The sequence below is a fragment of the Larkinella sp. genome, assembly GCF_965227735.1.
Classification (GTDB): domain Bacteria; phylum Bacteroidota; class Bacteroidia; order Cytophagales; family Spirosomataceae; genus Larkinella.
Genome location: NZ_OZ245776.1, coordinates 5277816 through 5304491, shown reverse-complemented (window position 1 = coordinate 5304491; position 26676 = coordinate 5277816). Strand labels below are relative to the sequence as shown.

23 protein-coding genes are annotated in these 26676 nt (G+C 51.7%); 7 read left to right on the top strand and 16 right to left on the bottom strand.

What is annotated here, in order from left to right; all coding sequences use genetic code 11:
- Positions 1-199: 199 nt before the first annotated feature.
- The 8 genes from ACO064_RS20720 to ACO064_RS20685 form a co-directional block, all read right to left on the bottom strand.
- The gene (locus ACO064_RS20720) at positions 200-1492 is read right to left on the bottom strand and encodes an MFS transporter (protein WP_421829137.1); all 1293 of its coding nucleotides are present in this window, start codon (positions 1490-1492) and stop codon (positions 200-202) included.
- Positions 1493-1567: 75 nt separating this feature from the next.
- Complete coding sequence (locus ACO064_RS20715) at positions 1568-2356, bottom strand: SDR family NAD(P)-dependent oxidoreductase (RefSeq protein ID WP_421829136.1); 789 nt, start codon at positions 2354-2356, stop codon at positions 1568-1570.
- A 9-nt stretch (positions 2357-2365) separates the two neighbouring features.
- The gene (locus tag ACO064_RS20710; protein ID WP_421829134.1) at positions 2366-3424 is read right to left on the bottom strand and encodes a sugar phosphate isomerase/epimerase family protein; all 1059 of its coding nucleotides are present in this window, start codon (positions 3422-3424) and stop codon (positions 2366-2368) included.
- A gap of 51 nt (positions 3425-3475) precedes the next feature.
- On the bottom strand, positions 3476-6013 hold the full coding sequence (locus ACO064_RS20705; protein WP_421829133.1) for a DUF7133 domain-containing protein: 2538 nt from the start codon (positions 6011-6013) through the stop codon (positions 3476-3478).
- A 476-nt stretch (positions 6014-6489) separates the two neighbouring features.
- Complete coding sequence (locus ACO064_RS20700; RefSeq protein WP_421829132.1) at positions 6490-7650, bottom strand: lycopene cyclase family protein; 1161 nt, start codon at positions 7648-7650, stop codon at positions 6490-6492.
- Positions 7651-7757: 107 nt separating this feature from the next.
- Complete coding sequence (lipA, locus tag ACO064_RS20695) at positions 7758-8636, bottom strand: lipoyl synthase (protein WP_421829130.1); 879 nt, start codon at positions 8634-8636, stop codon at positions 7758-7760.
- 232 nt (positions 8637-8868) lie between these two features.
- Entirely contained in the window at positions 8869-9591 is a 723-nt protein-coding gene (locus ACO064_RS20690) for a hypothetical protein (protein ID WP_421829129.1), read from the bottom strand.
- 195 nt (positions 9592-9786) lie between these two features.
- Positions 9787-10665, bottom strand: a complete 879-nt coding sequence (locus tag ACO064_RS20685; protein WP_421826662.1) for an IS982 family transposase — start codon at positions 10663-10665, stop codon at positions 9787-9789.
- Positions 10666-10767: 102 nt separating this feature from the next.
- Here ACO064_RS20685 and ACO064_RS20680 point away from each other — a divergent pair, with 102 nt between their 5' ends.
- Positions 10768-11184, top strand: a complete 417-nt coding sequence (locus ACO064_RS20680; RefSeq protein ID WP_150876326.1) for an OsmC family protein — start codon at positions 10768-10770, stop codon at positions 11182-11184.
- Positions 11185-11190: 6 nt separating this feature from the next.
- On the opposite strand, the gene ACO064_RS20675 is transcribed toward ACO064_RS20680, so the two are convergent.
- The 4 genes from ACO064_RS20675 to ACO064_RS20660 form a co-directional block, all read right to left on the bottom strand.
- The gene (locus tag ACO064_RS20675; RefSeq protein WP_421829128.1) at positions 11191-11880 is read right to left on the bottom strand and encodes a LytR/AlgR family response regulator transcription factor; all 690 of its coding nucleotides are present in this window, start codon (positions 11878-11880) and stop codon (positions 11191-11193) included.
- A complete protein-coding gene (locus ACO064_RS20670) occupies positions 11881-13416 on the bottom strand; it encodes a sensor histidine kinase (protein ID WP_421829127.1) in 1536 nt (511 codons plus the stop codon).
- A 111-nt stretch (positions 13417-13527) separates the two neighbouring features.
- Positions 13528-13905: a hypothetical protein gene (locus ACO064_RS20665; protein ID WP_421829125.1), complete on the bottom strand. Its 378-nt coding sequence runs from the start codon at positions 13903-13905 to the stop codon at positions 13528-13530.
- A 53-nt stretch (positions 13906-13958) separates the two neighbouring features.
- Positions 13959-15272, bottom strand: a complete 1314-nt coding sequence (locus ACO064_RS20660) for an aminotransferase class V-fold PLP-dependent enzyme (RefSeq protein WP_421829124.1) — start codon at positions 15270-15272, stop codon at positions 13959-13961.
- Between the two features lie 308 nt (positions 15273-15580).
- On the opposite strand from ACO064_RS20660, the gene ACO064_RS20655 reads away from it, so the two are divergent.
- On the top strand, positions 15581-15928 hold the full coding sequence (locus tag ACO064_RS20655; RefSeq protein ID WP_421829123.1) for a hypothetical protein: 348 nt from the start codon (positions 15581-15583) through the stop codon (positions 15926-15928).
- A gap of 149 nt (positions 15929-16077) precedes the next feature.
- Here ACO064_RS20655 and ACO064_RS20650 read toward each other — a convergent pair whose 3' ends face one another.
- The gene (locus ACO064_RS20650) at positions 16078-18156 is read right to left on the bottom strand and encodes a carboxy terminal-processing peptidase (protein ID WP_421829121.1); all 2079 of its coding nucleotides are present in this window, start codon (positions 18154-18156) and stop codon (positions 16078-16080) included.
- Between the two features lie 146 nt (positions 18157-18302).
- Positions 18303-19052, bottom strand: coding sequence for an FKBP-type peptidyl-prolyl cis-trans isomerase (locus tag ACO064_RS20645; RefSeq protein ID WP_421829119.1), 750 nt, complete (start codon positions 19050-19052; stop codon positions 18303-18305).
- A 456-nt stretch (positions 19053-19508) separates the two neighbouring features.
- Between ACO064_RS20645 and atpA the strand changes: the two genes are divergently transcribed.
- From atpA to ACO064_RS20620, 5 genes are all read left to right on the top strand, one after another.
- Complete coding sequence (gene atpA / locus ACO064_RS20640) at positions 19509-21086, top strand: F0F1 ATP synthase subunit alpha (RefSeq protein ID WP_421829117.1); 1578 nt, start codon at positions 19509-19511, stop codon at positions 21084-21086.
- A gap of 112 nt (positions 21087-21198) precedes the next feature.
- Complete coding sequence (gene atpG, locus ACO064_RS20635) at positions 21199-22086, top strand: ATP synthase F1 subunit gamma (protein WP_421829116.1); 888 nt, start codon at positions 21199-21201, stop codon at positions 22084-22086.
- 445 nt (positions 22087-22531) lie between these two features.
- Positions 22532-22768, top strand: coding sequence for a zinc ribbon domain-containing protein (locus tag ACO064_RS20630; protein ID WP_421829115.1), 237 nt, complete (start codon positions 22532-22534; stop codon positions 22766-22768).
- Between the two features lie 162 nt (positions 22769-22930).
- On the top strand, positions 22931-23476 hold the full coding sequence (locus tag ACO064_RS20625; protein WP_421829114.1) for a YceI family protein: 546 nt from the start codon (positions 22931-22933) through the stop codon (positions 23474-23476).
- A 283-nt stretch (positions 23477-23759) separates the two neighbouring features.
- On the top strand, positions 23760-24335 hold the full coding sequence (locus ACO064_RS20620) for a DUF4136 domain-containing protein (RefSeq protein WP_138989898.1): 576 nt from the start codon (positions 23760-23762) through the stop codon (positions 24333-24335).
- Positions 24336-24437: 102 nt separating this feature from the next.
- On the opposite strand, the gene ACO064_RS20615 is transcribed toward ACO064_RS20620, so the two are convergent.
- On the bottom strand, positions 24438-25775 hold the full coding sequence (locus tag ACO064_RS20615) for a peptidoglycan DD-metalloendopeptidase family protein (RefSeq protein ID WP_421829113.1): 1338 nt from the start codon (positions 25773-25775) through the stop codon (positions 24438-24440).
- Between the two features lie 50 nt (positions 25776-25825).
- Positions 25826-26608 (bottom strand): LytR/AlgR family response regulator transcription factor, encoded by a 783-nt coding sequence (locus tag ACO064_RS20610; RefSeq protein WP_421829112.1) that lies wholly within the window; start codon positions 26606-26608, stop codon positions 25826-25828.
- Between the last annotated feature and the right edge of the window lie 68 nt (positions 26609-26676).

Here is a 26676-nt window from a genome sequence, read left to right as displayed (position 1 = left end):
CGCCTGAAAACGAACGATGTTTTTTTGAAACCGCTGTCAGAGTCTTTGACCGCTGACAGGGTTTGGTCGGCCCTGTCAGCGGTCAAAGACTCTGACAGCGGCCATAATTTTTTAGGAATGATAAATGTAAAAGGTAAATAGCACCTTGTCACTTTTACATTTAATATTCATCATTTTACATTTATTATTCCTCTTTAAATTACCCTCTCCGCTCAATTTTCCCCACCAGAAAAATATACGAACAGGCACCGATCAGGCCCAGGGCACCGATGAAAACCAGAGCCGGTTTGAAATCGCCGTCTTTGGCCAGATAGCCGATGACAATCGGAACGATGATCGACGCCAGATTGCCCATAAAATTGAAGACGCCACCCGTTAACCCAATCAGGTGTTTCGGTGACAACAAGGAGACGAAAACCCAGGAAATCAGCGCCATACCGGCCCCGAAAAACGAGAAGGCCATGAAGAAAATGATGTAGGCCGTGTCGGTGCTGTAGTTGGCCCCCACAATGCTGGTCGATAAAATGAGCCCGACGATGATCGGCGTTTTGCGAGCCGCGCTCACCGACCAGCCTTTTTTGACCAGATTATCGGACAGGAAGCCGGACAAAAGCACTCCCGCACAGGCCGCCAGAAATGGGATGGAAGCCAGGTAGCCGGATTTGATAAAATCCAGGCCCCGGTATTTCACCAGATAGGTGGGAAACCAGGTCAGAAAAAACCAGAGCGTTGCGTTCACGGCAAACTGGGCGATGTAGACGCCCCACAAGGTGCGGCCCCGGAACACCAGTTTAATATTTTCCCAACTCCACACGCTGGTGTGCTTCGTTCCCGTTTTTTTTCCCCGGAACAAACCGCCCCCCTCTTCGATATAGGCCAGTTCAGCCTCGTTGACGCCCTTATGATCCAGTGGATCGCGGTAGAAAAGATACCAGACAACACCCCAGACCAAACCGACCAAACCGGTGATGATAAACAAGCCTTTCCAGCCCGCGTAATACTGAATCGTTACCAAAACCGGCGTCAGAAACGCCAGCCCGATGAACTGGCCCGAAACGTACATGGCCGTCGCAGCCGCCCGCTCGTTGTCAGGAAACCAACTGGTTACGATCCGGTTGTTGATCGGATACGACGGTGCTTCGAAAGCCCCGGTGGCCAGTCGCAACGCAAACAGGCTGGCAAAGCCCCTCGCAAATCCCTGAAACACCGTGGAGATCGACCAGGTAATGAGACAGAATGCATACAGGATCCGGGGGCCGAAGCGGTCAGCGACCAGCCCACCGGGAATTTGCAAAACCGCGTAGGTCCAGCCGAAAGCCGAAAAAATGTACCCCATTTCGACCGGCGACAAGGCCAGGTCTTTGCTCAGCGAAGCCGCAGCCACCGAGAGATTACTGCGGTCTAAGTAGTTGATAACGACATTGATGAATACAAGTGCCAGCATCCCGTATCGTACCCGGGTTTTGGGGGCCTTGCCAATGACTTGTTCCATTTACGGTTTTGGGTTTAGGGGTTTTCCGTTTTCGGTATACGGTTTTTGGTATACCGAAAACCGTATACCGTTAAACTATTTCGCCGTCCAGCCGCCATCGACGGTGAGCAGGGAGCCGACCATGTAGGTGGCGGCATCGCTGGCGAGGAAAATCGCGGCTCCCTGAATTTCGCGCAGGTGCCCCCAGCGACCCAGTGCCGTGGCACCCACGACGAACTTTTTGCCTTCTTCCGTGTCGGCAATCGGCACATTCATATCGGTCAGAAACGGTCCGGGGCAAATGGCATTGACGGTGATGCTATGCGACGCCAGTTCCAAGGCGAGCGCGCGGGTCATCTGCACCACGGCCCCTTTGCTCGATGTATACGGGGTCCGGTTGGCCAGACCCACCACGCCCAGCGTACTCGCCAGGTTGATGATGCTGCCCCGCCCGGCTTTTTTCATATAGGGCGTCACGGCCCGGCAGCAGAGCCAGGTGCCGGTGACATTCGCCGTCATGACCTTGTTGAAATCCTCCAGTGTCACCTCATCGATGGGGCCGCGGATGTTGATTCCGGCGCTGTTGATCAAAATATCGATCCGGCCAAAGGCGTCGATGGCGGCCTGGGCCATCGCTTCGGTTTGTTCCTGACTCGTAATATCAGCGCTGAATGCAAGGGCTTTTATCCCAAAATCCTGACTCAGTTCTTCGGCGGCTCTGGCCCCTTCCTCCGCGTTCCGGTTCACCAGCATTACGTTCGCCCCCGCCGACGCGAGCCCGGCCGCCATCGCGAATCCCAGCCCTTTGGAGCCTCCGGTAATGATGGCGGCTTTTCCGCTCAAATCGAACTGCTTAATTCCAGGTAGTGTTTCTTTGCTTGTCATCCGTAAACTCTATTTAAGCCCCAGCTTGTTGCTACTGTAGGAAAGGCAGGAGACGATGTTTTTCTCCTCAACCGCCAGTCGTTCTTCGGCAGAAAGTTGGGAGACCTTCGGCAGCGTCGGTTTGTAGGTATGCTGTTTGACCATGCGCAGCGTCCGGTCCATATCCGTTCGGGGTATGCCTGCAAAGGTTTCCCAATACGCTTCTTTTCGACACGGTATTTCCAGCGGATCGCGGGTGATCATTTCCAGGTTGAAGGTAACCGCCGGGTTGTGTTTTTTACAGATGGCCACCATTTTTTGCAGATCCAGGATGCCGCTACCGAGCGGCACTTCCGACAACAGAAAACCGTCCGCGTATTCGGCCACGCCCATGTCCTTGACGTGGGTTGTAAACACATACGGAGCCAGCGTTTGCACCACGGTCATCGGTTCTTCCAGCAGGGCAATGCTGTTGCCAAAGTCCAGCGTCACCCCAACCCACTCACTGTCAATCTGTTTCAAAATCCCCACCAGTTCGTCGGCCCGCCAGTCTTTGTGGTTTTCGACCGCCAGTTTGACTTTGTGTTTGCGCAGAACGGGTTCCGACAGTTGCAGCGAAACCAGCGCATTTTTCTTCACCGCCTGCCAGTCTTCGTTGGAATGGTAGGTTTCATACCGCCGACCGCTCGAACAAACCGTCCGCAAAACCGTCGCGCCCGCTTCTTTCGCGTTGATTACCTCCTGCTCAAAAGCCGCTACCTGTTCCGCTTTTTTGGGTAGCCCGATAGAGCCTTCCAGATACAGGCCCGTTTTCTCCCGTTCCGAACGCACTTTTTTAGCAAAGTCGGCCGACCAGTCTTTGACTACCGTCTGAACCCCGCCCGCGCCGATTTCCTTGCAGTGGTCGATCAATTCAATCGCATTCGTAAAACCGGGGTATTTTTTGCTTTCAACCTTCGAATTCCAGCGACTTCCGTAGGAATGCACCACTACGCCCATCGGCACGTTTTTCAGAAAAGCGGGAATTTTAGGCAACGAGAGCGCCAGGGCACCCAGGGTCGCCTTTTGTATAAAGTCACGTCTGTCCATGCGGATTGCGGGTTTGGAATAGTCTGTATTCGGTCTCACTTCCGGTCGGATTTACTTCCCGTCGGCGGCTTTGGCTTCCAGCATATAGCTGTTCAACTCTTTGGCGGTCCACGGCATAACGCGTCCCTGCGACGTGATCCGGGTCATCCCGACGGTTCTCCGGCCAATTGGCCCGGCGTTGTTTCCCCATTCGTTGCGGATGTACATCAAAATGGACGTGATCGAGGCATCATCCATCGTGGAGTGGGCGGGCATCACCGGCAGAATCTCCGGCGCGTTATACACCTTTTTACCCACTTCCACCGGCCCTTCCATGCCGTGCAACAGAATTAATGCCAGGCGTTTTTCATCGCCCAGCACCCAATCCGAGCCCACGAGCGGAGGGCCGAACCGGTTCAGGCCAGCCCCATCCGTGCCGTGACAACCCGAGCAGGTGCTCAGATACAGTTGTCGTCCCGACGCAAACAATTTCTGCTCCTCGTCGCTCAAGGGGTTCTTTTTGACTACGCTGCTTTTGACGGCGGTGTGTCCGGGCCATTCAAAAAGCAGGTTCAACCCGTCCAGACGGAATGGCTCGATTTTCGTGTTGGAATGGGTCAGCAGTGTGGGCGCGGTTTCAAGCCGGATCGGTTTTTTGGTGGTATTGCCCTGAATCGACAGGCTGGTGAGAACCGCTTTTTCCTGCCATCCCAGCGATTCTTTGTCCAGTTGGTTCAGCAGATCGGCGAGTTCGGTCGGGTTCCGTTTTCGAACAATCGATGTGGTTAGCATTTCCACAAAAATCTCCTTCGCGGGTTCATGCGCCTGCCACTGGGGCGATTTCATCAGGCTCTGCAAAAACGCAAACTCCTGATTCTGAAGACTGCTGAGGGCAGCATCCCGAATCAGGGCGGTCTGGCCATACCGGTTTACAATCCCGCCCAGCAATTGATGGGATGCGTTTGGTGAGAGAACGCCCGCCGTAAAGGTCATTTGAAGCACCTGCTCGATGGGGGCTTTTTCCCAGGCTCTCAGTAGTTGTTGTTCCAGTTTCGCCCGAACCGCCGGGTTCGTTTGGGCCATTGGTTCCAGCAACCGCAGCGCCGTGGTTTTGACCAGCGTGTTGGGGTCGGCCAGCAGACCCAAAAGCAGCTCCGGGCTGCTCAGTTTCAGGCCGTCCAGCGTCCATAACGCATGAAACCGCCCCAGTTGGCTTTTGCCTTTTAGTGCCAGTTCGGTGAGTGGCTGCCGCACGGTTTTGGCATTGCGCTCCACGAGCAACCGCTGCGCCATATCCCGGTGCCAGCCATCGGGGCTCGACAGTTCCCGAATCAGGTCTTTGGACGCTGCCTTTGAGAGTTTAGCGGGTTTGGCCGGTTTCCAGTTTTCCGGTACAATCCGCCAGATCCGCCCCCGGTTAATCGGCATGACCAGCCCGCGGCTGATGGTTTGTTCCCGCAAATAGGGAGTTACATAGGCTTTGTGCTGCACCAGCCCCCGATACATATCCGCCACGTAAAGCGCACCGTCTGGACCCGTTGCCTGATGAACCGGCCGAAACCGTTCGTCGGTCGAAGCCAGAAACTCCCGGCCCGGATTGGGGTCCTGCGCCGTTATCAGCAGCCCACTGTCTTCAGCGACATTGCGTTTGACCAGGTTACCAGCAGGTTCGCAGACAAAAACATTGCCGTAATAAGCGGCTGGCAGGGCCGTTCCCCGGTAGACCAGGGGTGAACAGGCCGCCGTAAATTCCAGCAGTCGACCTTCTTTGTTCAAGGTTCCGGGAATGTAGCCCCGGTTCACCGCCGGTGTCGGCCGGATCGGATAAACCCGGCGGTCGATGGTCAGGCCGTGGTCGATGCCGGTGGTTGGCGTATGATTTTTGTTGCGGGAAAGGTAATTCGGCGGCACCAGATCGGCGTGGAGCTGCGACCAGTTGTAGTTGTAATAGAGTCGGCCTTCATCGTCGTGGCTAATGCCCCACTGCCCCCGAAATTCAGTGCTGTCGCGCTGCCATTTTCCGTCGTTCAGCCGGTAGCGAAGGCGCGATTTGGCGTTGTAATACCAGTTGTCCATGCTGCGCCAGAGGCCATTTCCGGCGTGTTCGGGCAAACCGTTGGCGGCATAGGTCGGGTCGATCAGGGTTTTGGTATCGGCTTTCAGGTCGCCATTGATGTCTTTGGTCATCCACAGAGCGCCACTTTCAACCACCAAAGCCCCTCCCGGAACCAGTGCCAGCGCCCGGGGCATCACCAGACTGTCGAGGTAGACTTTGCTGACGTCCATCTGCCCGTCGCCGTTCGTATCTTCCAGTACCGAAATCCGACCCACCGGTTTTTCTTCACCGGTACCGTCCATGTTGGGCATGAATCCCCGCATTTCGACCACCCAGAGCCGACCGTCTTCATCAAACGTAATCACAACCGGGTCCTGAACCATCGGCTCCGACGCGACCAGTTGAACTTTTAACCCCGGCTCAATCTGAAAGGTCGCCAGCTCTTCGGCGGGCGTTCGAACCGGCGACGGAGCGTCTTCCCGGGTCGTGATGAAACCCAACAGACCCAGAAGCCCGGCACCGATCAGATAGAAGTAATAGACGCACTTAACCATGAGACGCTTTTTGTCATTATTACATAATAAAGAATTTTTAGTAAAATACTACTCATCTGTTCTGGTACAATCAGCGCCTTTTATCCGTTTTCCGGGAAGATCGTTGGCAGGATTACCCGTTCATTTGGGATTATGTGCCTTACCGGCTCAGGTGTAGAAGTAAAAGCCGGTTTTACGGTTTGATCCTGAAGAGACAATGGTATTGAAGTACCCGCGATAATCTGGACTGCTTCTCATCCCTAACAACGCCATTGATCCCATTAGGGATCTAACAGCGTAGCGTCGGTAGCTATGTCGATTTCCCAACGCTCCAGCGTGCCATCAGGTACGCAACGATGCCCATCAAACAGCCGGTTGTGTACCTAACGGCACACGGGAGAGGGCGGGAACTGCCGTAGCTACCGACGCTGCGCTGTGCTGCCCCTTACGGGGCAAAACGGCACTGTACTTTACCAAAACGGGAAGTATTAACATTATCAAACCCGGAAAACGCGCTTGCGAATTACATCGAAGGCTGCCAGCGTGAAGGCTCCCAACGGGACGGTCGTCATGATTCTGAGGTCTTCGGCAAAGGTCGTGTCTTCGTCCAGAAACCGGAAAATCTGCGCGGGCGGGTTGCGCTGGTACAGGCGGGTGAACACATCGTCGGCCGGATGACGGTGGTACTGCAGCACGTTCAGCAGCACACTGTCCAGAAACCGCTTGAAAACACGCCGTAGCCACGGCTTACGGCGTTTAGGTTTGCCGTTTGCCGCCAGGTTCTGAACGATTTCGCGCAAATACCGCTGCGTTCGCTGAAAAGTATACCCCGTCGAGGGTTTTGTGTAGCCACCAGCCGTACCGATCCGGATGACGTGCTTGCCCGGGCGTTCGGTAGTCGGCTCGTCGGACATCGGGATGATGCCAAATTCCGTTTCCTGAACCACATAGCTTCCCGTATCGATAAACTGGTCGATGTAACCGAGAAGGGCATTTTCGTACTGTTCATCCGACAACAGCTTGTCGTTGAAAATCGTGTATTCGACCAAAGCCGTCCGGTCATCGAAGGGCAACACGTACAAAAACCGGCAATCGCCTTGCTGATCTACCCGAAAATCCATCATGCAGGGCTTATCGACATCGAAACACGGTTTTTCGGCGGTAATCGTCCAGCCTTTGAAATGTTGCCACAGGTTGTGATTTTCGGAGCGGTTCAGTTTCAGCAAGTGGGTGCTGTCGAACACGTAGTCGGCAATGTAGGGTTCGTCGTCGGCGATCACAAAACCGCCCTGGGGCGTGTCCTTAACGCGGTTGACGGTCACCTGCCGAAACTCGATGGAGGGAAATTGCGCGAGGTGATTCTTCATAAACGTGTAGAAATCAATGCCGCGCAGCATTTTATACTGGTAAGCTCCCATGTCGAGCATCCCGTTGAAGGTGGTCCCGACAAACTCGACGGTGTCCCATTTTCGAAATAAAATCGACTCAAACGGCCCCTCCTGGTCTTCCCAGAAACACCACGTCCGGTCGTTCCGGCTTTTGGTTTCTTTGTCGAGAATCAGAATGGAACGGTCGCGCAGGGACGACAGGCTCAGGTAATACGCCAGGCTTAACCCGGCCATTCCGCCCCCCGCGATGATGAAGTCGTATTTTTTCATTCATAACAAGAAAGGAAAAAAGGAGGAAAGGAAAAAGGGAGAAGCGGAAAAAGGTCTAAAAACCTATTCTCCACTCCTCCCCTTCTTTTGAATCCGATTCTACGGAATTAGACGTTCACATGCCGCTCGGCATGGTAGGACGAACGGACCAGCGGCCCGGATTCGACGTATTTCAGCCCGCGTTTCAGGCCTTCCTCCTTATACATCGCAAACGTATCGGGGTGAATCCACTCAATCACTTCGTGGTGCATTTTGGTGGGTTGCAGATACTGGCCCAGCGTCAGAATGTCCAGACCGTGTTCCACCAGATCATCCATCGCCTTCAGCACTTCGTCGACGGTTTCGCCCAGCCCCAGCATAATGCCCGATTTGGTCCGCTGACCAAAGTCTTTCGTCCGGCGGATTTGTTCCAGGCTGCGTTCATACCGGGCCTGCGGCCGCACGCGACGATACAGCCGCTCAACGGTTTCCATGTTGTGCGACACCACTTCCTGCCCGGCTTCAATCATTCGGATCAGCGCATCCCAGTTGCCCTTGGTATCGGGAATAAGCGTTTCGATGGTGGTGGTGGGTGACACGTCTTTCACAGCCCGCACGGTCTGGTACCAGATTTCGGCACCCCGGTCTTTCAGTTCGTCGCGGTTCACTGACGTCAGAACGGCGTGTTTGACTTTCATCAGCAGAATGGCCTCAGCCACCCGGCGGGGTTCGTCGGTATCGTATTCGTTCGGGCGGCCCGTTGCGACGGCGCAGAACGTACAGCTCCGCGTGCAGACGTTGCCCAGAATCATGAACGTGGCCGTGCCGGCTCCCCAACACTCGCCCATGTTCGGACAATTGCCACTTTCACAAATGGTATGCAGTTTATACGTATCGACTAATTTGCGGACTTTCGCATATTCCGGACCAATGGGCAGTTTTACCCGCAGCCAGTCGGGGCGTTTCTTACGTTGTGTTTCGGAGGGAATTACGGGAAGTTCAATCATGGCAAACCTCAATCCTGTTTGTTACACAAGGAATTTTCGGGCAGTAAAGTTCGGAAAAAAGGAGGAAAGAACGAAGGCCAGAAGATAACTGAATGATTTTAAGATTTCCCGAACAGTGCTCTCAAAATAGAATATCGAATGTAAAATGAGTAACGCCAAATGTAAAAGTAAATGCTACCGGAGCACTTTTACATTTGGCGTTACTCATTTTACATTCGATATTCTGTAAATTCTATTTCTTGTTCCCAAAAAACAGCGTTACAAAGCCGGAAGTATACACGCTGCGGTTGTTGGTAGCATTCATAATCACCACTTCTTTGGGGAATGCCTCAGCCAGAAAACCAATTTCCAGCCCCGTCATGTTGTTCCGAAATGCACTCAGTTCAAAAGCTACGGCGGCTTTGAAATTCAGACCCAGGGTTAGTTTCGACTTGTCAAATCCCTGAAAAAAGCTCCCGGCACCGACGATCAGCTCGGGTTGCAAACTGGGGTCGAACGGACGGGTATCGACCTGCCCCGGACGGGTCGTATACTGCACGTAATAGGGCTTGATGACGCCAATGGAAGGCCCAACGGCAATAATGCCGTTGATCGCAATGCCTTCGTCGGCAGTCCGGGTGAAGAGCGATATTTCGCGACCATACTGCGGCCGAACGACGAACAGGTAGTTTTGCTTGTTATATACATACCGCGCTCCCGAATACGGCGTCTGCGACTGCACTTCTTTCGGATGCTTCACATTGACAATTTCCAGGGCCATATACCGAAACTGCCGTTTTCCCTGAAACAGGTTCGGCAACGCTTTGGAATGCCGGAAAACAAAACCGCCTAAAATGCCGGAGTTCGTATTGGTCGTTACACCGTAGGTGGTAACGGTCGTATACTTATCCTCGTCGGTATCGGCAGTCTGAGCCTGCGCGCGGCAAACGCTTAGCAACAGGCCTAAGATGGACACTATCGGTAAAACTCGTGACACGGTCGTAATGGAAAACTTTTGTAAGGATAAAAATAACAGTTTACTTTGACACTACGAAATTATCGCCGACATCAAACTGCGCGTCTCTTGTAACTCCCTCGTTCTATTGAGTAACGGTCTGAGTCATTGGATGGTTGCGTGAAGTAATTTATATTTTTCAATTTATAATGCGAATCAAGAGATGAAAGCCATCATGTACAGCCCTGCGGCCAGCCTACCCAGACAGTGCAGTAGCAACCCTTTCTGAGAACGAACTTTGGAAGCCGTTTGGATGTGAGTTTTTTCAATTAGCCAATTAAAGAACGATTCCACCGGCTGACGGATCGAACTGACATAACTCGAATAAAGCTGGTCGGCGGCATCCAGCCGTTTTTGACCCTTTTTAAGTTTAATGGGCGTCACCATTTCGACCTGCTGCTGACAAAGCTGCGCTTGCAAAGGGGCCGAAGCATAGATTTTGTCTCCGACCAGGATCCGTTGCTCTACATAGGGCAACGTGGTCTGTTTGAGAACCGTCAGGTCATTGGCCGATGCGGGAGTAAAGTAAAAATGCTCCGGCAAAGGAATCGTCTCCCGGCGATCAAAGCCCACAAAGTGCAGTTTAAGGCCGTGGTAGTACAGCTTTTTAGTCGCGCAGAATCCTTTATCGGCCCAGTCCCGAGCTACTTTAGCTTGATAAGGCCGTTTGGAGACAATGATCGGCAGGGAATCGACCAGGCTAATGTGGTGATGACAAGGTCGGGTCTGCAACTGATGAACTAGCTCATCGATCAATACCTCGAATTGCCAGCTCACTTGATTGAGTCGGTAGTTGAAGGCTTGATAAGAGGGTAGTTTAGGAAACCAATCCAGCCAGTGATCCACGATGTAATCATAACTCTGTCGCATGGTGTAGCGTTGTTTAAGCAGCCCAAACAGATAAATCGTTATCAGTTCCTGGTCAGTAAAATCGGGTTGTCGATTATTACTTTGCCGTTGGAAATGTAAGCACAAGTGCCTATCATAGCACCGGCAAACGTAGTCGTAGAGAGCAATAAGTTGTAGTTGTAGCATTCTACAAACTTACATCTCAGACTGCGTTTGTCCATTTTAGTCTAATTCAACTCTTGATTCGCATTTATAGTTGTACACAAACAGGATTTTAGTTTTTGGATTATGCCCACGGTACAAACAACCTACTTAGGAGACTTGCGGACGGAAGCGGTTCACCTCCAGTCCGGCACCCGAATTCTGACCGACGCCCCCACCGACAATACCGGCAAAGGCGAGGCCTTTTCACCGACCGATCTGACGGCAACCTCACTGGGAAGTTGCATCATCACCACGATGGGAATTGTGGCCCGGCGCGACGGCATCGAACTGACCAACGGCGAATTGTCGATTACGAAAGTGATGTCAAAAGACGCCCCCCGGCGGATTGTCCGCATTGAAGTCGACATCATGATGCCACCGTCGGAAGCGCATACGGAAGCATTTCGGGCCAAAATGGAGCATACCGCCCACACCTGCCCCGTAGCCCTCAGCCTGCACCCGGATCTGGAGCAGGTGATCCGGTTTGACTGGAAGGAATGAGTGATTCTATTTCAAAAGCCGGGCTTTAATTTCGGTTAGTTTATCTTCATACGAAGCACCAACGGGAATTTTAAAACCGGCGATGGTGATTTCGTTCCTGGCAATTTTCTCGATTTTCCGGAGCGAAACACTGTAGGATCGGTGTACGCGAACAAATTGACTTTCCGGCAAAATTCGGGGAATATCCGACAAAGTCTGCCGACTCAGGACCTTGCGGTTTTTCAGGACGAACGTGACATAATTCCCGTCGGATTCCAGGTATAAAATATCATCCAGCCAGACCTTTTCTTCCTCGTAGCCGGTTTTGACAAAAATAAACGCTTCGACCTCGCTATCCCGCAAATTCTTGTAATCCAGCGCTTTGTTACACGCTTTCAGAAAACGGGCCAACGGAAACGGTTTCAGCAGATAGTCGATCGCATCCAGTTCAAACCCCTGAACGGCGTAGTCGGAATAAGCCGTTGTAAAAACCACCATCGGCACGGTTTGCAGGCAGCGAACAAACTCGATCCCCGAAATATCGGGCATTTTTATATCCAGAAAGATCAGGTCGATTTTGTTCTTTTGGAGATACGGAATTGCTTCAAACGCATCCGTAAAACTCGCTTTTAAATCGAGAAACGGCACTTTGGCGGCATGTAGCCGGACGACTTCTAAAGCCTGCGGTTCGTCGTCGATGGCAATGGCGGTTAACATTCAATAGCGAATCGTTAAAGCGACAAAATAGTCCTGCTCCGACGCCTGAATGGCCAGCGTATGCCGTCCGGGATAAATCAACTCCAGCCGTTTGCTGACGTTTTCCAGACCAATGCCGGTATGCTCCCTTTCCGGGTCATTAACCAGTCCGGGATGGCGTGAATTGTGGACTTTAAAGTAAATCGTTGCGGGATCGAGGGTCAAGGTAACAAAAATCCAGGACGGTTTACGCAGACTAATCCCGTGTTTGAAGGCATTTTCAACGAACGGAATCAGCATCATCGGCGCAATGGACACATCCCGCTCCGGTTCCTGAATCGTTACCCTGATTTCGATTCCGTGCGATTCGTCCAGCCGCATCCGCTGGAGTTCGATGTAATTACGCAAATATTCCACTTCTTTTTCCAGCGAAATCCGATCCCGGTTGTTCTCCTGCAACATAAACCGCATCATGTCGCCCAGCTTCTGGATCCCGTCGGCGGTTTTTTCGCTGTTTTCTTTCAAAGCCGTGGCATACAAACTGTTAAGGGCGTTGAACAAAAAATGCGGATTGATCTGGGATTGCAGGCCCGCCAGTTCGGCGGAGGTGTGGGAAACCTGCGTTTGGAGTGCGACCTTCTCTTTGACCGAGGTCCGGCGCAGCAGGGCAATGATAACCGCGCAAAAAAGCGTCAGTATCGATAGCGTGTTGTTCAGCCCTGAATTGGGAAACCTGAAATAGGTGCGGGCGCCCCAGAGCATCGCACTGAGCAGAAACCAGATCAGCAAACCGGCCAACAAACGACCCAGAAACTCGGTCGTGCGATAGCTTCGGATATACGGCAGCAGTGACGTATAGATATAAGCCTGCAGAATATACACCTGAATCGGGATGGCCAGCGTAAGCAGTATTTCGAACACGGGACTTTGCCAGAGTTTTTCGGGCAGGTTTCCGCCCAGCACAAAAACCGTCAGGAAAGTGTATAACGGCACCCAGATCAGATAACTGATAAACCGGAAATCCTGGCGGGCTTTTCGATTTAGGTAGTATCCCAACTGGCAGAGCAATTCATACCCAACGATGAAAATCCCCATTCCGATGGCATCGGCCAGCACATTCCGTTTCCGGTATAACGAATAGACTTTCAGGCCAATCGTGGTCCCGGCGTCGTTCTGCCGGTAATGAACCTGAAGTTTGGCAACGTAATAAATAGCCACGCTGCTCACAACCAACAAAACACTCAGACCGGCATACAACCGGATTTTTTCATCATCTTCTTTGCTGTTCCAGTTCGGGAGGGTGAGGTAATGGAAAACATACCAGGCCGCCCCAAAAAGCGTAGCACCGGCAATTAGCGGAAAATTGTTGTTGAGGATGTGGTTATACCCTGCCAGATCGCGCCAGATGGTAGCCGAAGAAACCCGGTTTTGTTCAACCACCTCAATCATCCAGTCAATTCGGTTCGCTTCTTCCAAAAGTCTTCGGACGACGTAAATGAAGATCGCTCCCCCGGCGAACCACAACTCAAAACGTCGGATACCCGCTAATTCCCGCATAACTGATTTGTTTTTTCAACAAAACTAGGCCGGGAATGGCAATGCGTGGGAGAATTGGGGTGAACGGATGCAAAAATGGGCCGAAGAGGGAAAAGTCAGGAGGATACGTGCTTACGGCCGCTGTTTTTTCCGCATTAAGTAAATGAACTGGTCGTATGAACCGCTCGTAGCGTGTGTTACCTGGAATGAAACCACCTCCCAGCCCGCTTTTTCGACGTAGTTGACAGCCTGCATAACCGTATTGAAACGCTCGGTGTATTTCCCCAACGAATCGATCCGGCGTAATTCCCAATAGGCAACCCGCTGGAAATTGTCTTGTCCGTAGTCGAGATAAATGGTGGCTTTACCTCCCCAATTACGGTATTCACCTACCAGTTGGCAATACTGAATATCCAGGCTATTGACATCGACCCGGTTAACCATCAGTTGGGCCGTTGCATTCGTCGTGAGTACAAACAAAAAGAACAGTGTGCTTACTATCTTCATCATGGCGGTTTAGTTACTTGTTACACCAAAGCAATACCGCCAGCAAAGATAAAGGATCAACTCTTCTTTTGTTTCGTTGCCAGATTTTGTTTTCCCGCCAGTTCCGTAATGGCCACCACCAGCCGGTCGAGGTCTTTGGGCGTCGTGTAGACGTGGGGCGTCACGCGAACCCCGTCGACGGGTCCGAGGACAATGGGTACCGTATGGATTTTATACGTTTCCAGAAGCTGTTTCTCCAGTTCGGGGCTAGCCATTCCGCTGATGCCTACAACGGCCAGGGCACCGGCAAATTCCGGCTTGAGCGAGGTGAATAGTTTAACGCCCGAAATATCTTTTACTTTCTCGGCCCAATAGTTTTTCAGGTAATGCAGACGCGCAAACTTCCGGGCCGCTCCGATACCCAGTTGAAAATCGACCGCCGTACCAATGGCCATTTCGGCGGCAAACGAACGCGTTCCGAGCGACTCGAATTTCCGGATGTCCGGGCCGTCGGGCTCAGGACTGGACAACAACGCCCAGACGTTTTTGATTTTCTCCTTCCGAATATACATCATGCCGCTGCCGAAGGGCGCAGAGAGCCATTTGTGCAGGCTGGTCGCGTAATAATCGCAACCCAGTTCCGGGATTTTGTAGTCGAGGTGGGCAAAGCTGTGGGCGCCGTCGCAGATGACTTCAATGCCCTGCTTGTGCGCCAGATCGGCAATCTTCCGAACCGGCATGATCTGCCCGGTCCAATTGACGACGTGGGTGACATGAACCACTTTGGTTTTGCTGGTAATGGCGCTGGCGTACTGCCTCACCAGTTCATCGTCATTTTCGGAAGGCAGTTTCAGGTCGAGCCAGACGAGTTTGATGCCATCGCGTTTTTCCCGCTGTTTCCAGGCATTCATCATATTCGGATAATCCTGCTTCGCCAGCACGACTTCGTCGCCCGGTTTCAGCGTCAGCCCGAAAATAATGGTGTTCAGGCCTTCCGTCGCATTGCGGTTGATGGCTAGTTCGTCCGGTGAGCATCCCGCCAGATCGGCCAGTTTGGCCCGCAGCGACTCCCGGCCCTGATCCAGAATCCGCCACATGTAATAGCTGGGGGCTTCGTTGCAATACTGATAAAACCGGATGTGGGCGTCCTGAACCGTTTTCGGCTGCGGACTGACCCCGCCATTGTTCAGGTTCAGAATGTTGGGCGAAACCGTATACTCGGCTTTGATCCACGACCAGTAGTCTTCGTCCTGCGCAATCTGCTGCGGGCTTCCCGGTTTCTGAAGTCGCTGAAAAGCCGTGCGGGTCGATTCAGTCAGAAAATCAGGCAAAACGAGGGGCGTCGCGGCTGCTGCGCCCAGTTGGCGGAAAAAAGTACGGCGGGTAGACATTCTATTCAGGAGGGAATATGGCGTTCGTACAACAAGGTATAAATAAAATTGCCATTTCCGTACTTATACCAAAGAATATCAAACTAAATCACCAAAACATCTACTTTTCTTCCGCATTTATCGATCAAATAGTATACAATGAATGATGAAAGGGTAACTACGCACTTCCGGCAGAGGGGTACGTGGAAACTACGCGATTTTTAAATTGCGTAGTTGTGCGCTAAAAGAGCTACCCCGGCCACAATACCTTTGTAAAGTCGAATCTGACATATCCACACCATTGATACAATTCTAGTCGCAACAAACTAATGAAAACGGTCTTGATAATCAGTACACTCTGCCTTGCCCTGGCAATCACTTTACGGGCTTCGGGTCAGAAAAAAATTACGCTCAAACAAACACTGGAACAGCAGATTGCCTCCTATGTTTTGTATCCGGAAATTTTGCAACAGCTCGATAACGAAGATTTCGTCGTCATCAAGTTCCGGGTCGATGGCGAACAACGGCTGGCCGATTTGCGGATCTCCAGCGGTGACAACAAAGGCCTGAATGCCACGCTGATTAAGCAGTTGATGGGCAAAAAAGTATTTTTGACCGAGCCAAACTCGAACGAAAATCAGGAATACCTGGCCAAGGTTCGCATTCGCCTGATCTAACGCACTACCTGTCCTCCACCAAAAACGCCGACGGCTCCGGAGCAATCCGGGGTCATAGGCGTTCATAGCAACTGGTCTGCCGTCTTTCAGCATTAAAAAACCGTATGGAGTTGATCCATACGGTTTTTTACTAGAATGAGAAGACGCCCTTACTGCGGATTCTTCGTAAAGGCAATGTAGTCGGCCAGTAACTTGCCACACTCGTCCAGGTACAAATCCTTCTTCGGTGCCTTGGCATCTTTCGGATCTTTGGCCGGTGTAGTCGAGTCGTTGGTGGCCACCGGTTCACCCGCTGAAGCACTGATCGACTTCCGGCGTTTTTCCGCGTCGTCGCGTTCCTTTTTGCGTTTCGACTCCTGGAGAGAGACGACGGTTTTCTCTTTGGCGCGTTTCAGTTCGGCAAAATCAGCCATCAACTGCTTCATGTCCGTATCCGACTTCAAACGCTGTTCGTAGCGTTCACGAATTTTGGCAATGATCTTGTCGTCCAGGCTGCGGGTGACGTCAAAACGGGCCGAAGCAATCTGATCCCAGGGCAACGCGCTGGGTTGTGAGCTTTCACCGTATTCTTCCGCGCTGAACGCCGATGGCAGTTCAATGTCCGGCGTTACGCCTTTGTGCTGGGTGCTGCTGCCGTTGATGCGGTAGAACTTGGCAATGGTCATTTTAACCTGTCCCACTTTCTCCGATTCTTTCAGCCAGGTGTTCAAATCCACCATCGTCTGAACGGTGCCTTTCCCGTAAGTCTGGCTGCCAACGATCAGCCCGCGTTTGTAATCCTGAATGGCAGCCGCAAAAATTTCCGACGCCGACGCACTGAAGCGGTTTACCATCACCGCCAGCGGACCATCGTAGATGATCGACGGGTCGGGATCGGTCTGTACTTCAATATCGCCCTGTGCTTCTTTCACCTGCACCACCGGTCCACGCGAAATGAACAAACCGGTCAAGGTAATGGCCTCGGTCAGCGAGCCTCCGCCATTGTCGCGCAAATCCACCACAACGCCGTCTACTTTTTCAGCTTTCAGCTCATTCAAAAACTTCTGAACATCGCCGGTTGTGCTGGCAAAGCCTTCTTCGCGTTTGCGGGCACCTTCAAAATCGCGGTAGAAAACCGGGATGGTAATAACACCCAGCTTGTATTTCTTCTGGTTCTGCGTGACCTCGATCACTTCTTTCTTCGCCCGTTGCTCTTCCAGCTTGATTTTTTCCCGCACCAGCCGAATCTCTTTCGGGGGAGCACCGGCGATGGCATCATTCGACTGAATTTGCAGCCGAACCGTCGTGCCTTTGGGGCCTTTGATCAGTTTGACGGCGTCGTCGACCTGATAACCGACGATATTGACGACCTGGCCTTCGCCCTGGGCCACGCCCACGATCTTGTCGCCTTTCGTCAACAGTTTGCTTTTGAATGCCGGGCCACCGGGAACGATGTCCGAAATCTTGATGTAATCGCCATCTTCCTGCAGGAGAGCGCCAATGCCTTCCAGCGATGCACTCATCTCCTGATTGAAACGGTCGGCCGAGCGGGGCGACATGTAGTTGGTGTGCGGATCGAGCGACTCGGCAAACGAGTTCATGTAGATCTGAAACACGTCTTCGGCCTTGATGCGGCTCATGTAGCGATCGAGGTTTTTATACCGCGACTTCATGCTGTTGACCACCGACGTATCGGCTTTCCCGGTCAGCTTCAGTTCCAGCGACTGGTTTTTCAGCAGTTTGCGCCACAGGTCGTTTTGCTCTTCGATGCTTTTGGGCCAGTTGGCTTTTTCGCGATCGGTATTGAAGGTTTCATCGACCGTGAAATCGAACGGTTTTACGAAATTCTCCTGAACAAATTTATTACGCTCCTGGTAGCGTTTCCGGAACACATTATAGATATCGTAGGCGGCCGTTAATTCGCCATTGATCAACTGATCATCAATGTTGTTGCGGTATTTCTCGAACGAATTGACGTCGGAAGCCAGAAAATAGGCTTTGTTTCCGTCCAGTTCCTTGAGATAATTATCAAAAACGACCGACGACAGGGAGTCGTTCAGCCGCACCTTGCGGTAGTGGTGGGTCGTCAGCAAACGCGCGACCAGTTGTTCAACATGTTCCTGCGATACCGACGGTTTTAAATCATCAGCGCTTGGGGGGGGCAGCGGTACGGCTGACATCCCTGCTTGTGGACCCGGCTGAAGACTCAGCATCAGCACCGGTACTAACGTAATGAGATACTTTCTCATGTTCCCCTTTTATGATTAATGTAGCACCACTCTTTACTGTTAACTAACTCAATGGTTAACAATGGTTCGACGGTTAAATGGTTAAAAATAAACCGAAAATTTTAACCATTTAACAATTTTTAACCATTCAGCCATTCATTGATTCGTCACTTCTTCACAATTTCCAGCAATTCAATGTCAAAAACGAGCGTCGAGTTGGGCCCGATCTGGGGGCCGGTTCCCTGTGGGCCATAGGCCAGCGACGAAGGAATAAACAATTTCCATTTCGAGCCCACCGGCATCAACTGAAGGGCTTCGCTCCACCCCTGAATGACCTGATTGACCGGTATTTCGAGAGGCTGCCCCCGTTCAACGGAGCTGTCAAAAACCGTTCCGTCGATCAATCGGCCCGTATAATGTGCTTTAACGGTGTCGGTGGTCATCGGTTTGGGACCGGTTCCCTCCTTGACGATTTCGTATTGTAACCCGCTGGCGGTGGTCTGCACACCCGGTTTCTTTTTATTCTCCGTTAAAAACTGTTCTCCGATCTTTTTGTTGGCATCCGCTTTGGCCGACCGTTCTTTCTGGAAAAACGCGCCAATAATCTGGTTGGCCTGTTCCGGTGCAATCTGCATGTTCTGCGACTGGAGTGCATCCTGCAACGCTTTGGTAATGGCTTTGATGTTGGCATTGCCGAGATTCTGCTGTTTCAGCCCTAATCCCACATTGACGCCAATGCTATAACTAACGGAATCGATGGCATTGTTTAATTTGAGCGGGGCAGCGGCTCCCACAGCGGCAGCCGCCGGTGCTTTGGGTTTGGGCTTAACGGCCGGTTTTTTCGTTTGAGCCATTACCTGACCCGTTACCAATACAGCCGACAGCAGGCCGGCTAAAGTCCATTGTTTAATCGTCATGTGTAAGATACAAAAGTTGTATTCAAAAAGTGCTTAAGCTGAAAACGTAAAGATGTAGGTCAAAAGTTTGGCAATAGCGGGATTTAATGAAACAAATTATTGATGAATGGTGACAGGCAGGGGTCAGTGGAGACCACCAGGATGGGGTAATTCGGTCGATACCGGACAGGGGTTCCTGACGGTGAATTACTCACAACTCACTAAAGTAAAAAACAAATGTTAGTTTCTCAACGAGGGGCGCTCAAATCGTGTACTTTTTTTTGACAACACCTGCTTTCCGGTTAAAATGCGATAAAAACCGGCTCAGTCCACTTTATTAAATCATGAACGACCGATTCTTAGAAAAGTATAAACTTTGCCAACGAATTTTCTTGATAACGTCTGTTTTAGTGAAATTTAGTACGTAACTTTGCACCCGAATTCTTAGAACCATCATAAAACGATTCTTCCACTCATATGGTATCAGTTAGACCCGACGAGGTTTCGGCCATTCTCCGGGAACAGCTATCGAACTCCAGAACCACCGCCGAACTCGAGGAAATCGGTACGGTGTTGCAAATTGGTGACGGAGTAGCCCGCATTTACGGACTGTCAAAAGTCCAGGCCGGTGAATTGCTGGTGTTTGAAAACGGATTGCAGGCATTAGCCCTGAACCTCGAAGAAGACAACGTCGGAACCGTATTGCTGGGTGACTACAGCGAAATCAAAGAAGGTGCCACGGTGAAGCGTACGAATCAGATTGCCTATGTCAACGTTGGCGAAGGGATTCTGGGTCGGGTTGTCAACACGCTTGGTATTCCCATCGACGGTTTAGGTCCCATTGTTGGCGAAACGTTTGCTATGCCGCTGGAGCGCAAAGCTCCGGGGGTTATCTTCCGCCAGCCCGTAACCGAACCGCTGCAAACCGGTATTAAATCCATCGACGCCATGATCCCCATCGGTCGGGGACAGCGCGAGTTGATTATTGGTGACCGCCAGACGGGTAAAACCGCCGTGGCCATCGACACCATCATCAATCAGAAAGAATTTTACGACAAAGGCCAGCCGGTATTCTGTATCTACGTAGCCTGCGGTCAGAAAGCCTCTACCGTTAAGCAGGTGGAAGCTACGCTGCGCCGGGCCGGTGCCATGGACTATACGGTGATCGTGGCGGCTCCCGCTGCTGATCCGTCGCCGATGCAGTTCTTTGCACCTTTTACCGGTGCTGCCATCGGTGAATACTTCCGGGATACGGGTCGTCCGGCCCTGGTGGTGTATGACGATTTGTCGAAACAAGCCGTGGCCTACCGCGAGGTGTCGCTGCTGCTGCGTCGTCCTCCGGGACGGGAAGCCTATCCGGGTGACGTTTTCTACCTGCACAGCCGTCTGCTGGAACGGGCCGCCAAGATTATCAATAACGACGCTATTGCCGCCACCATGAACGACCTGCCGCCGTCTTTGACGGGCAAGGTTAAAGGAGGTGGTTCGCTGACGGCTCTGCCGATCATCGAAACCCAGGCCGGTGACGTTTCTGCCTACATTCCGACGAACGTAATTTCGATTACCGACGGACAGATCTTCCTGGAAACCAACCTCTTCAACTCCGGTATCCGCCCCGCCATCAACGTCGGTATCTCGGTATCGCGGGTGGGTGGTAATGCCCAGATCAAGTCGATGAAGAAAGTGGCCGGTACACTGAAACTGGATCAGGCGCAGTTCCGCGAACTGGAAGCCTTTGCCAAGTTCGGTTCTGACCTTGATGCATCGACGAAACTGACCATCGAACGGGGTCGGCGGAACCAGGAAATCCTGAAACAACCGCAATACTCGCCGGTTTTGGTGGAACATCAGGTGGCCATCATCCTGGCCTCGACCAACGGTTTCCTCGATAAAGTGCCGGTAAACCGGGTCAAAGAATTTGAATCTGAATTCACGATGCTATTGACAACGCAACACCAGGATACGCTGGATCTGCTCCGCGCCGGGAAACTGGACGACAGCATCATCGGCGTCATCAAAAAAGTTGCCACTGAATTAGCAGTTCGTTACGCATAACGTTTAGATACTCAGGAGTTCCGATCGTTGAGAGTGCGGAAATAATCGCCCGGGAGACCCCGGCTGACCCATTTTCCGGCTTTCAACGATCATCTCTCCACAACCAAAGACAATGGCCTCACTAAAAGAAGTACGAAGCCGGATTACCTCTATCATCTCGACGCAGCAGATCACCAAAGCCATGAAAATGGTGGCTGCGGCCAAACTGCGCCGGGCACAGGACAACATCATCCAGATGCGGCCGTATGCCCGAAAACTGAGTGAAATGCTCAGCACCGTTGCGGCTGGAGCCGAACTGGCGGGCGAAAGTCCGTACAACCAGGTTCGTCCGATCGAACGGGTGTTGCTGATCGTGGTAACCTCGGATCGGGGTCTGGCGGGTGCCTTCAACACCAACGTTGTTAAGGAAGCGCTGGTTCTGATCAATGAACGCTACGCCGAGCAAAACCGCCGGGGTAATGTTGAAATTCTGGCCATTGGTAAAAAAGGTGCTGAAGCCTTTCAACGCCGGGGGTATAAAGTCAATACCAATTTTGTCGATACGTTTCTGTCGCTGAGTTTTGCCAAAGTCCGGACAGCGGCCGAAGAGGTCATGGCGGCTTTCACCGCCGGTCAGTATGACCGCGTGGACGTCGTCTTCAACGAGTTCAAAAACGTGGCGACGCAGGTGATCCGCTCTGAGCAGTTTCTGCCCATCGTTTCGGCAGCAACGCATTCCGCCACGAAGGCGAACAACGTCAACTATCTGTTTGAGCCTTCGGAAGAAGAAATCATCACGGAACTGATTCCGAAAACGCTGAAAATTCAGTTGTACAAAGCCGTTCTGGAATCCAATGCCTCGGAACACGGTGCACGGATGACGGCGATGGACAAAGCCACGGAAAATGCCGGGGAATTGTTGAAAGAACTCAAACTGGTTTACAACCGGACCCGTCAGGCAGCCATTACGAAGGAAATTCTCGAAATCGTTGGTGGAGCCGAAGCACTGGCCCAGCAATAACGAACAAGATACCTATACCGAGCCCCCGTTGCGAATTCGCATCGGGGGTTTCTTTTTTTAAGGATTTCACCAAATGATCCGCCCCTTTAATTGACCGCCCTGATTGTTTATCAGCCCACTGCTTTAGCTGTGGGTAAATTGTAACGAAACCGAATGATTACGGAACCGTTTTAACGGTTTGCTGGAGGATTAAACCGTTAAAACGGTTTTGTTAGCATGCGGTCACTTTTCGCTTTACCTACCGCTGAAGCGGTGGGCTGATAAACCAAAAAATGAATCATGCGGTTCTTTCGTTTAAATCAATTAAAGGATCATTTTCTCTGCAAAAGTAACTTTATTAATCCACTCACGGCGACTAATTGCCTTTCTGCCCATAAATCCATACGGTTTTCCTCGAAACTCTATCTTTGAGTTTGACTTTTTCACCCCACAAACCGTATTCTCCGTGACCATCGAACATGAAATTGCCAACCGGTATTCCTGTGCAAAATGCCAAAACCGTGAAGTGTATATGAAGCGAATTGCGGCTACCGGTACGGGCCTGTCCCGTATTTTCGACATCGAGCACAATGTGTTTATAGCCTGCTCCTGTACAAGATGCAGTTATACCGAGTTTTATAATCCGGAAATTCTTGAGGGAAAAGATAATCTAGGGGCCGCCCTTGATTTATTATTTGGTTGATAACCAATCATTTATATAAAACCTTTCAGCCACTTCACGGATTGATCTTCCAGGAAATCATTCTTTTTTAAAAAAAATCTGAAATCTTGAAACATTTTTACGAGATTAAATGTATTAACATTAAATGTCATTACATTATTAACCAAAACATACAATTCAATCATGGCAACTGCTGCTCCCGAAACCATCGTATGGACCATTGATCCATCTCACTCCGTCATCCAGTTTAAAGTACGTCACCTGATGGTCTCGAACGTAACCGGTAAATTTAACTCCTTCGATGGAAAAGTTGAAACCGTTGGCGACGATTTTGAAAACGCGTCGGTTTCATTCTCGGCCGATATCGATAGCATCACCACGGGCAACGACCAACGCGACGGTCACTTGAAATCAGCCGACTTTTTCGATGCCGAAAACCATCCGCAACTAACCTTTGTATCGACCGCCGTCACAAAAACCGGCGACGATACGTACGACATCACGGGCGACCTGACCATCCGGGGAACCACAAAATCCATTACCCTGAAAGCGGAACACGGCGGACAAATGGGTGATTTTTACGGAAACACCAAAGCTGGTTTCGAAATTACCGGCACCATCAAGCGGAAAGAATACGGTTTGTCGTGGGATGCCGTTACCGAAGCCGGTGGCGTGGTCGTTAGCGACGATGTGAAACTGCTGCTCGACGTTCAGGTGTCGCATCAGTAAGACTTCATTTAACTATTTTTAACCATCCGTCTCCAGTAGGCGGATGGTTTTTTAATGCTCTAATAAGCATTATCGAAAAATATAATTTACTGCCAATCAGATACTTAAAAAATAAAACATTAAACATATATCCTCAAAAAGCAAGGCTGATTCAGCGAACTAAATTTTACGAAATTTAGTTATTTAAGGGACTAAATACTAATGAGAAATCAATAAGCGTTAACAAGTAGTTCGCTTAAATTTAGAAGTCGATTACATTAACCCTAATAACGCAAATCAACCGATGAATATCAGGAGCATAATTGCCAGTCTGTTCATGCTGGGTCTGTTGGCAAGTTGTTCGCCATCAGTGAACGTCAAATTTGACTATGACCCAAAAGTCAATGTTCGCCAGTTCAGCACCTTCCGGGTTGAAGCTGACCAACGCCGTAATGCTGACCCGATTGCGGGCAGTAACCTGAACCAACGCCGGATTGCCGACGAGATCGAGAAAACGATGCGCGCCAAAGGTTACAAACCGGTCGTGGGTGGAGAAGCCGACCTCGTGATCCGGTTTTTCTCCGACTCGAAAGACCGTCAGCAAGTGCAGTCCAACAACAACTGGTCGCCTTACTGGATGTGGTACAACCCGGGTTTCAACAATGTATACACCCGTCAATATGAAGAAAACCGGGTCGTAGTCAACGTATATGATACCCGCACGAATGACATCATCTGGCAGGGTTGGGCTTCGGGTCAGTTAAACCAGAGCAAAAAGGAAAGCAATCGTGATGTGGCTTACCGGACAACGGTTCAAAGCATCATGAAACAGCTTCCCGAAAGTGCCGGTTCTGATTACGGCTCCATAAAAGAGAAATAATCAACCCGATACCTGTGAGGTCTGGGCGACCGCGTCTTAAAGACCTTGCAGGTGTAAGTTATCAAAACCGCTTGCTTCCAACGAAGTGAGCGGTTTTTGCTTTTAGGGCGCTTGCGACAGCCAACCCGTTAGCCCGGTGGTGTGCCGCACCAGTTGGAACGATCCAAAGACGCCCAAAACATCGACAGCCGATCCGGAGGGCAGTCTTTCAATGACCGCAGCTTGCGAACTGGCCGATTCCAATAAATCGGTTCCAACGGGCAGGGACGCCCGGCGCAACACCCGGCGGGCCGGTTCAACGACGCTGCTGGCAACATAGCCCGTTACGCCATCCGGCAATTCAATCCGCAGCCACGTTGCTGTTCCGCCCACAACGGTAAACGCGGAAGAACGCGGCAGGGTGCGCAGAACGGGCGCATCGCCATTGGGTGACTGGCGGACCACGGCGCGCGGGGACGAAATGCGAACGGAGTCGCCCAGGGTTTCGGCGGCAAGGAGGGCCTGACGCGCCGGGCCGGTTCCGCGCCGGACAAAAGGCAGCGGATCGAGGGCGCCCGTATTGGAACTGTAAATGCCAAAATGCAGGTGTGGGCCGGTTGTTCGGGCGTTACCTGTATTGCCCACAAAACCCACCGTGTCGCCCACTGCAACCTTCTGCCCCTGCTGAACGGCCTGCGAATCCAGGTGTGCATAATACAACGTCTGATTCCGCCGGGAGTCCGATACGTAGACGACATTGCCCCCCAGATTATTGGTTCCTACCCGGGAAATATAGCCGTCGGATGCAGCAATGGCGGGTGTGCCACGGGGGGCAAAAATGTCGATGCCCTCGTGCCGCCGACGACCCGCATCGCGCGGAACACCGAAGTAACTGCTGATCTGGCGGCTATCGCGCCCGACTACCGGAAAACTCAGGATCGGTTCGCGGGTGATGGACAGCGTGTAGCGTCCACTGCGCAATAATTCGGGCTGAATCCGAACGAGGTGGGTGCGCGTTCGGCGGATTTCGAGTTCCAGCAGATTGGTATCGGCTTTGGCGGACGATAGCCGGTCGGGGTCCCGGTTGGTTTCATTCAGTTCAAAAACGTCGATGAAGACTTGCACCGGCTCCTGCCCCTGCACATCGACTTTGATGATGAATTTGTCGCCCCGCTGCCCGTTCAGGCGGTAACCGAGCGCAAAAGGGCGGGAAGACGAGAAATAACCGCTTTCGCGGTACGGCACCGTGATCAGCACCGAATCTTTCAAAGCCCGGTCGGCCGTCGTCAGCCAGTCAGTACCTAAAGCCGTACGTTCCAGCCGGGCATCCCGCAGCGACTGGGCGTATTGATCATGGGGCGATGCCGACCGAAACAATTTGCCCGGCCCGACACTCGTGCAGGCTCCCAGCAGACTCAGTAAGGCAAAAGAGAGAAGTCGGTTGATGAAAGAAACGTTCATTGATGAGCAGTCGTTTGATTAGTAAACGGCTACTCTGGCTGCAAGGTTTATTATTTGCCCATCCAGACCTTGAAATCACTTACCTTCTCGCGGCTGACGATGGCTTCTTTTTCGAATACTGGTTTTAGCGTAAGAGACAGGCGGTTTCCGAAATACGGCTGAATCTGTTCAACCGTGCTGTGGGTAACGATGACGCCCCGGTTGATGCGGAAAAACATGCCGGGATCCAGCGCATCCTCCAGTTCGTCGAGGGTGTAGTCGATCAGGTATTTCTGATTATTCCAGGTTTTGAAAAAGCTGAACCGTTCGTCGGTAAAGAAAAAAGCGATGTCCTGCACCTCAATCGAAAGCAGCCGCTGCCCGAGCCGCACCAGAAACCGTCGCCGGTATTCTTTCGGCTGTTGCAATTGCAGTTCACGCAGAAGTTTATCCAAATTAAAAGCCGGGGCGGATTGGGCATTCGCTTCCTGCCGCCGAACTTTCAAATCCCGGAATTTTTTCAGACTGCGCTGTAAATCATCCTTTTGAATTGGTTTCAGCAGATAGTCGATGCTGTTGACTTTGAAAGCCTGAAGGGCATATTCGTCGTAGGAGGTCGTAAAAATAACCGTGCTGTTCACCTCCACCTGCTCGAATATCTCGAAGCTCTGCCCATCGGCCAGTTCAATATCCATAAAAATCAGGTCGGGTGCCGGGTTTGTTTTGAGCCAGCCAACGGTATCTTCAATGCTGGCCGTTATACCCGCCACCTCGAGCGTCGGATCGACTTCCTGCACCAGTTTCCGCAACTTGCGCACTGCCAGATCCTCATCTTCAACAATCAATACCTTCATCAGAGTCATTTTTCAGGAAACAACAGCAAGTAATGGCATTTCGGCCAATTTCTAAAAAGAATCCTGAC

Bases quoted from the DNA above. Each gene is read 5' to 3' on its own strand.
- ACO064_RS20720 (WP_421829137.1), bottom strand. From the start codon at position 1,492: ATGGAACAAGTCATTGGCAAGGCCCCCAAAACCCGGGTACGATACGGG.
- ACO064_RS20715 (WP_421829136.1), bottom strand. From the start codon at position 2,356: ATGACAAGCAAAGAAACACTACCTGGAATTAAGCAGTTCGATTTGAGC.
- ACO064_RS20710 (WP_421829134.1), bottom strand. From the start codon at position 3,424: ATGGACAGACGTGACTTTATACAAAAGGCGACCCTGGGTGCCCTGGCG.
- ACO064_RS20705 (WP_421829133.1), bottom strand. From the start codon at position 6,013: ATGGTTAAGTGCGTCTATTACTTCTATCTGATCGGTGCCGGGCTTCTG.
- ACO064_RS20700 (WP_421829132.1), bottom strand. From the start codon at position 7,650: ATGAAAAAATACGACTTCATCATCGCGGGGGGCGGAATGGCCGGGTTA.
- lipA (WP_421829130.1), bottom strand. From the start codon at position 8,636: ATGATTGAACTTCCCGTAATTCCCTCCGAAACACAACGTAAGAAACGC.
- ACO064_RS20685 (WP_421826662.1), bottom strand. From the start codon at position 10,665: ATGCTACAACTACAACTTATTGCTCTCTACGACTACGTTTGCCGGTGC.
- ACO064_RS20680 (WP_150876326.1), top strand. From the start codon at position 10,768: ATGCCCACGGTACAAACAACCTACTTAGGAGACTTGCGGACGGAAGCG.
- ACO064_RS20675 (WP_421829128.1), bottom strand. From the start codon at position 11,880: ATGTTAACCGCCATTGCCATCGACGACGAACCGCAGGCTTTAGAAGTC.
- ACO064_RS20670 (WP_421829127.1), bottom strand. From the start codon at position 13,416: ATGCGGGAATTAGCGGGTATCCGACGTTTTGAGTTGTGGTTCGCCGGG.
- ACO064_RS20665 (WP_421829125.1), bottom strand. From the start codon at position 13,905: ATGATGAAGATAGTAAGCACACTGTTCTTTTTGTTTGTACTCACGACG.
- ACO064_RS20660 (WP_421829124.1), bottom strand. From the start codon at position 15,272: ATGTCTACCCGCCGTACTTTTTTCCGCCAACTGGGCGCAGCAGCCGCG.
- ACO064_RS20655 (WP_421829123.1), top strand. From the start codon at position 15,581: ATGAAAACGGTCTTGATAATCAGTACACTCTGCCTTGCCCTGGCAATC.
- ACO064_RS20650 (WP_421829121.1), bottom strand. From the start codon at position 18,156: ATGAGAAAGTATCTCATTACGTTAGTACCGGTGCTGATGCTGAGTCTT.
- ACO064_RS20645 (WP_421829119.1), bottom strand. From the start codon at position 19,052: ATGACGATTAAACAATGGACTTTAGCCGGCCTGCTGTCGGCTGTATTG.
- atpA (WP_421829117.1), top strand. From the start codon at position 19,509: ATGGTATCAGTTAGACCCGACGAGGTTTCGGCCATTCTCCGGGAACAG.
- atpG (WP_421829116.1), top strand. From the start codon at position 21,199: ATGGCCTCACTAAAAGAAGTACGAAGCCGGATTACCTCTATCATCTCG.
- ACO064_RS20625 (WP_421829114.1), top strand. From the start codon at position 22,931: ATGGCAACTGCTGCTCCCGAAACCATCGTATGGACCATTGATCCATCT.
- ACO064_RS20620 (WP_138989898.1), top strand. From the start codon at position 23,760: ATGAATATCAGGAGCATAATTGCCAGTCTGTTCATGCTGGGTCTGTTG.
- ACO064_RS20615 (WP_421829113.1), bottom strand. From the start codon at position 25,775: ATGAACGTTTCTTTCATCAACCGACTTCTCTCTTTTGCCTTACTGAGT.
- ACO064_RS20610 (WP_421829112.1), bottom strand. From the start codon at position 26,608: ATGAAGGTATTGATTGTTGAAGATGAGGATCTGGCAGTGCGCAAGTTG.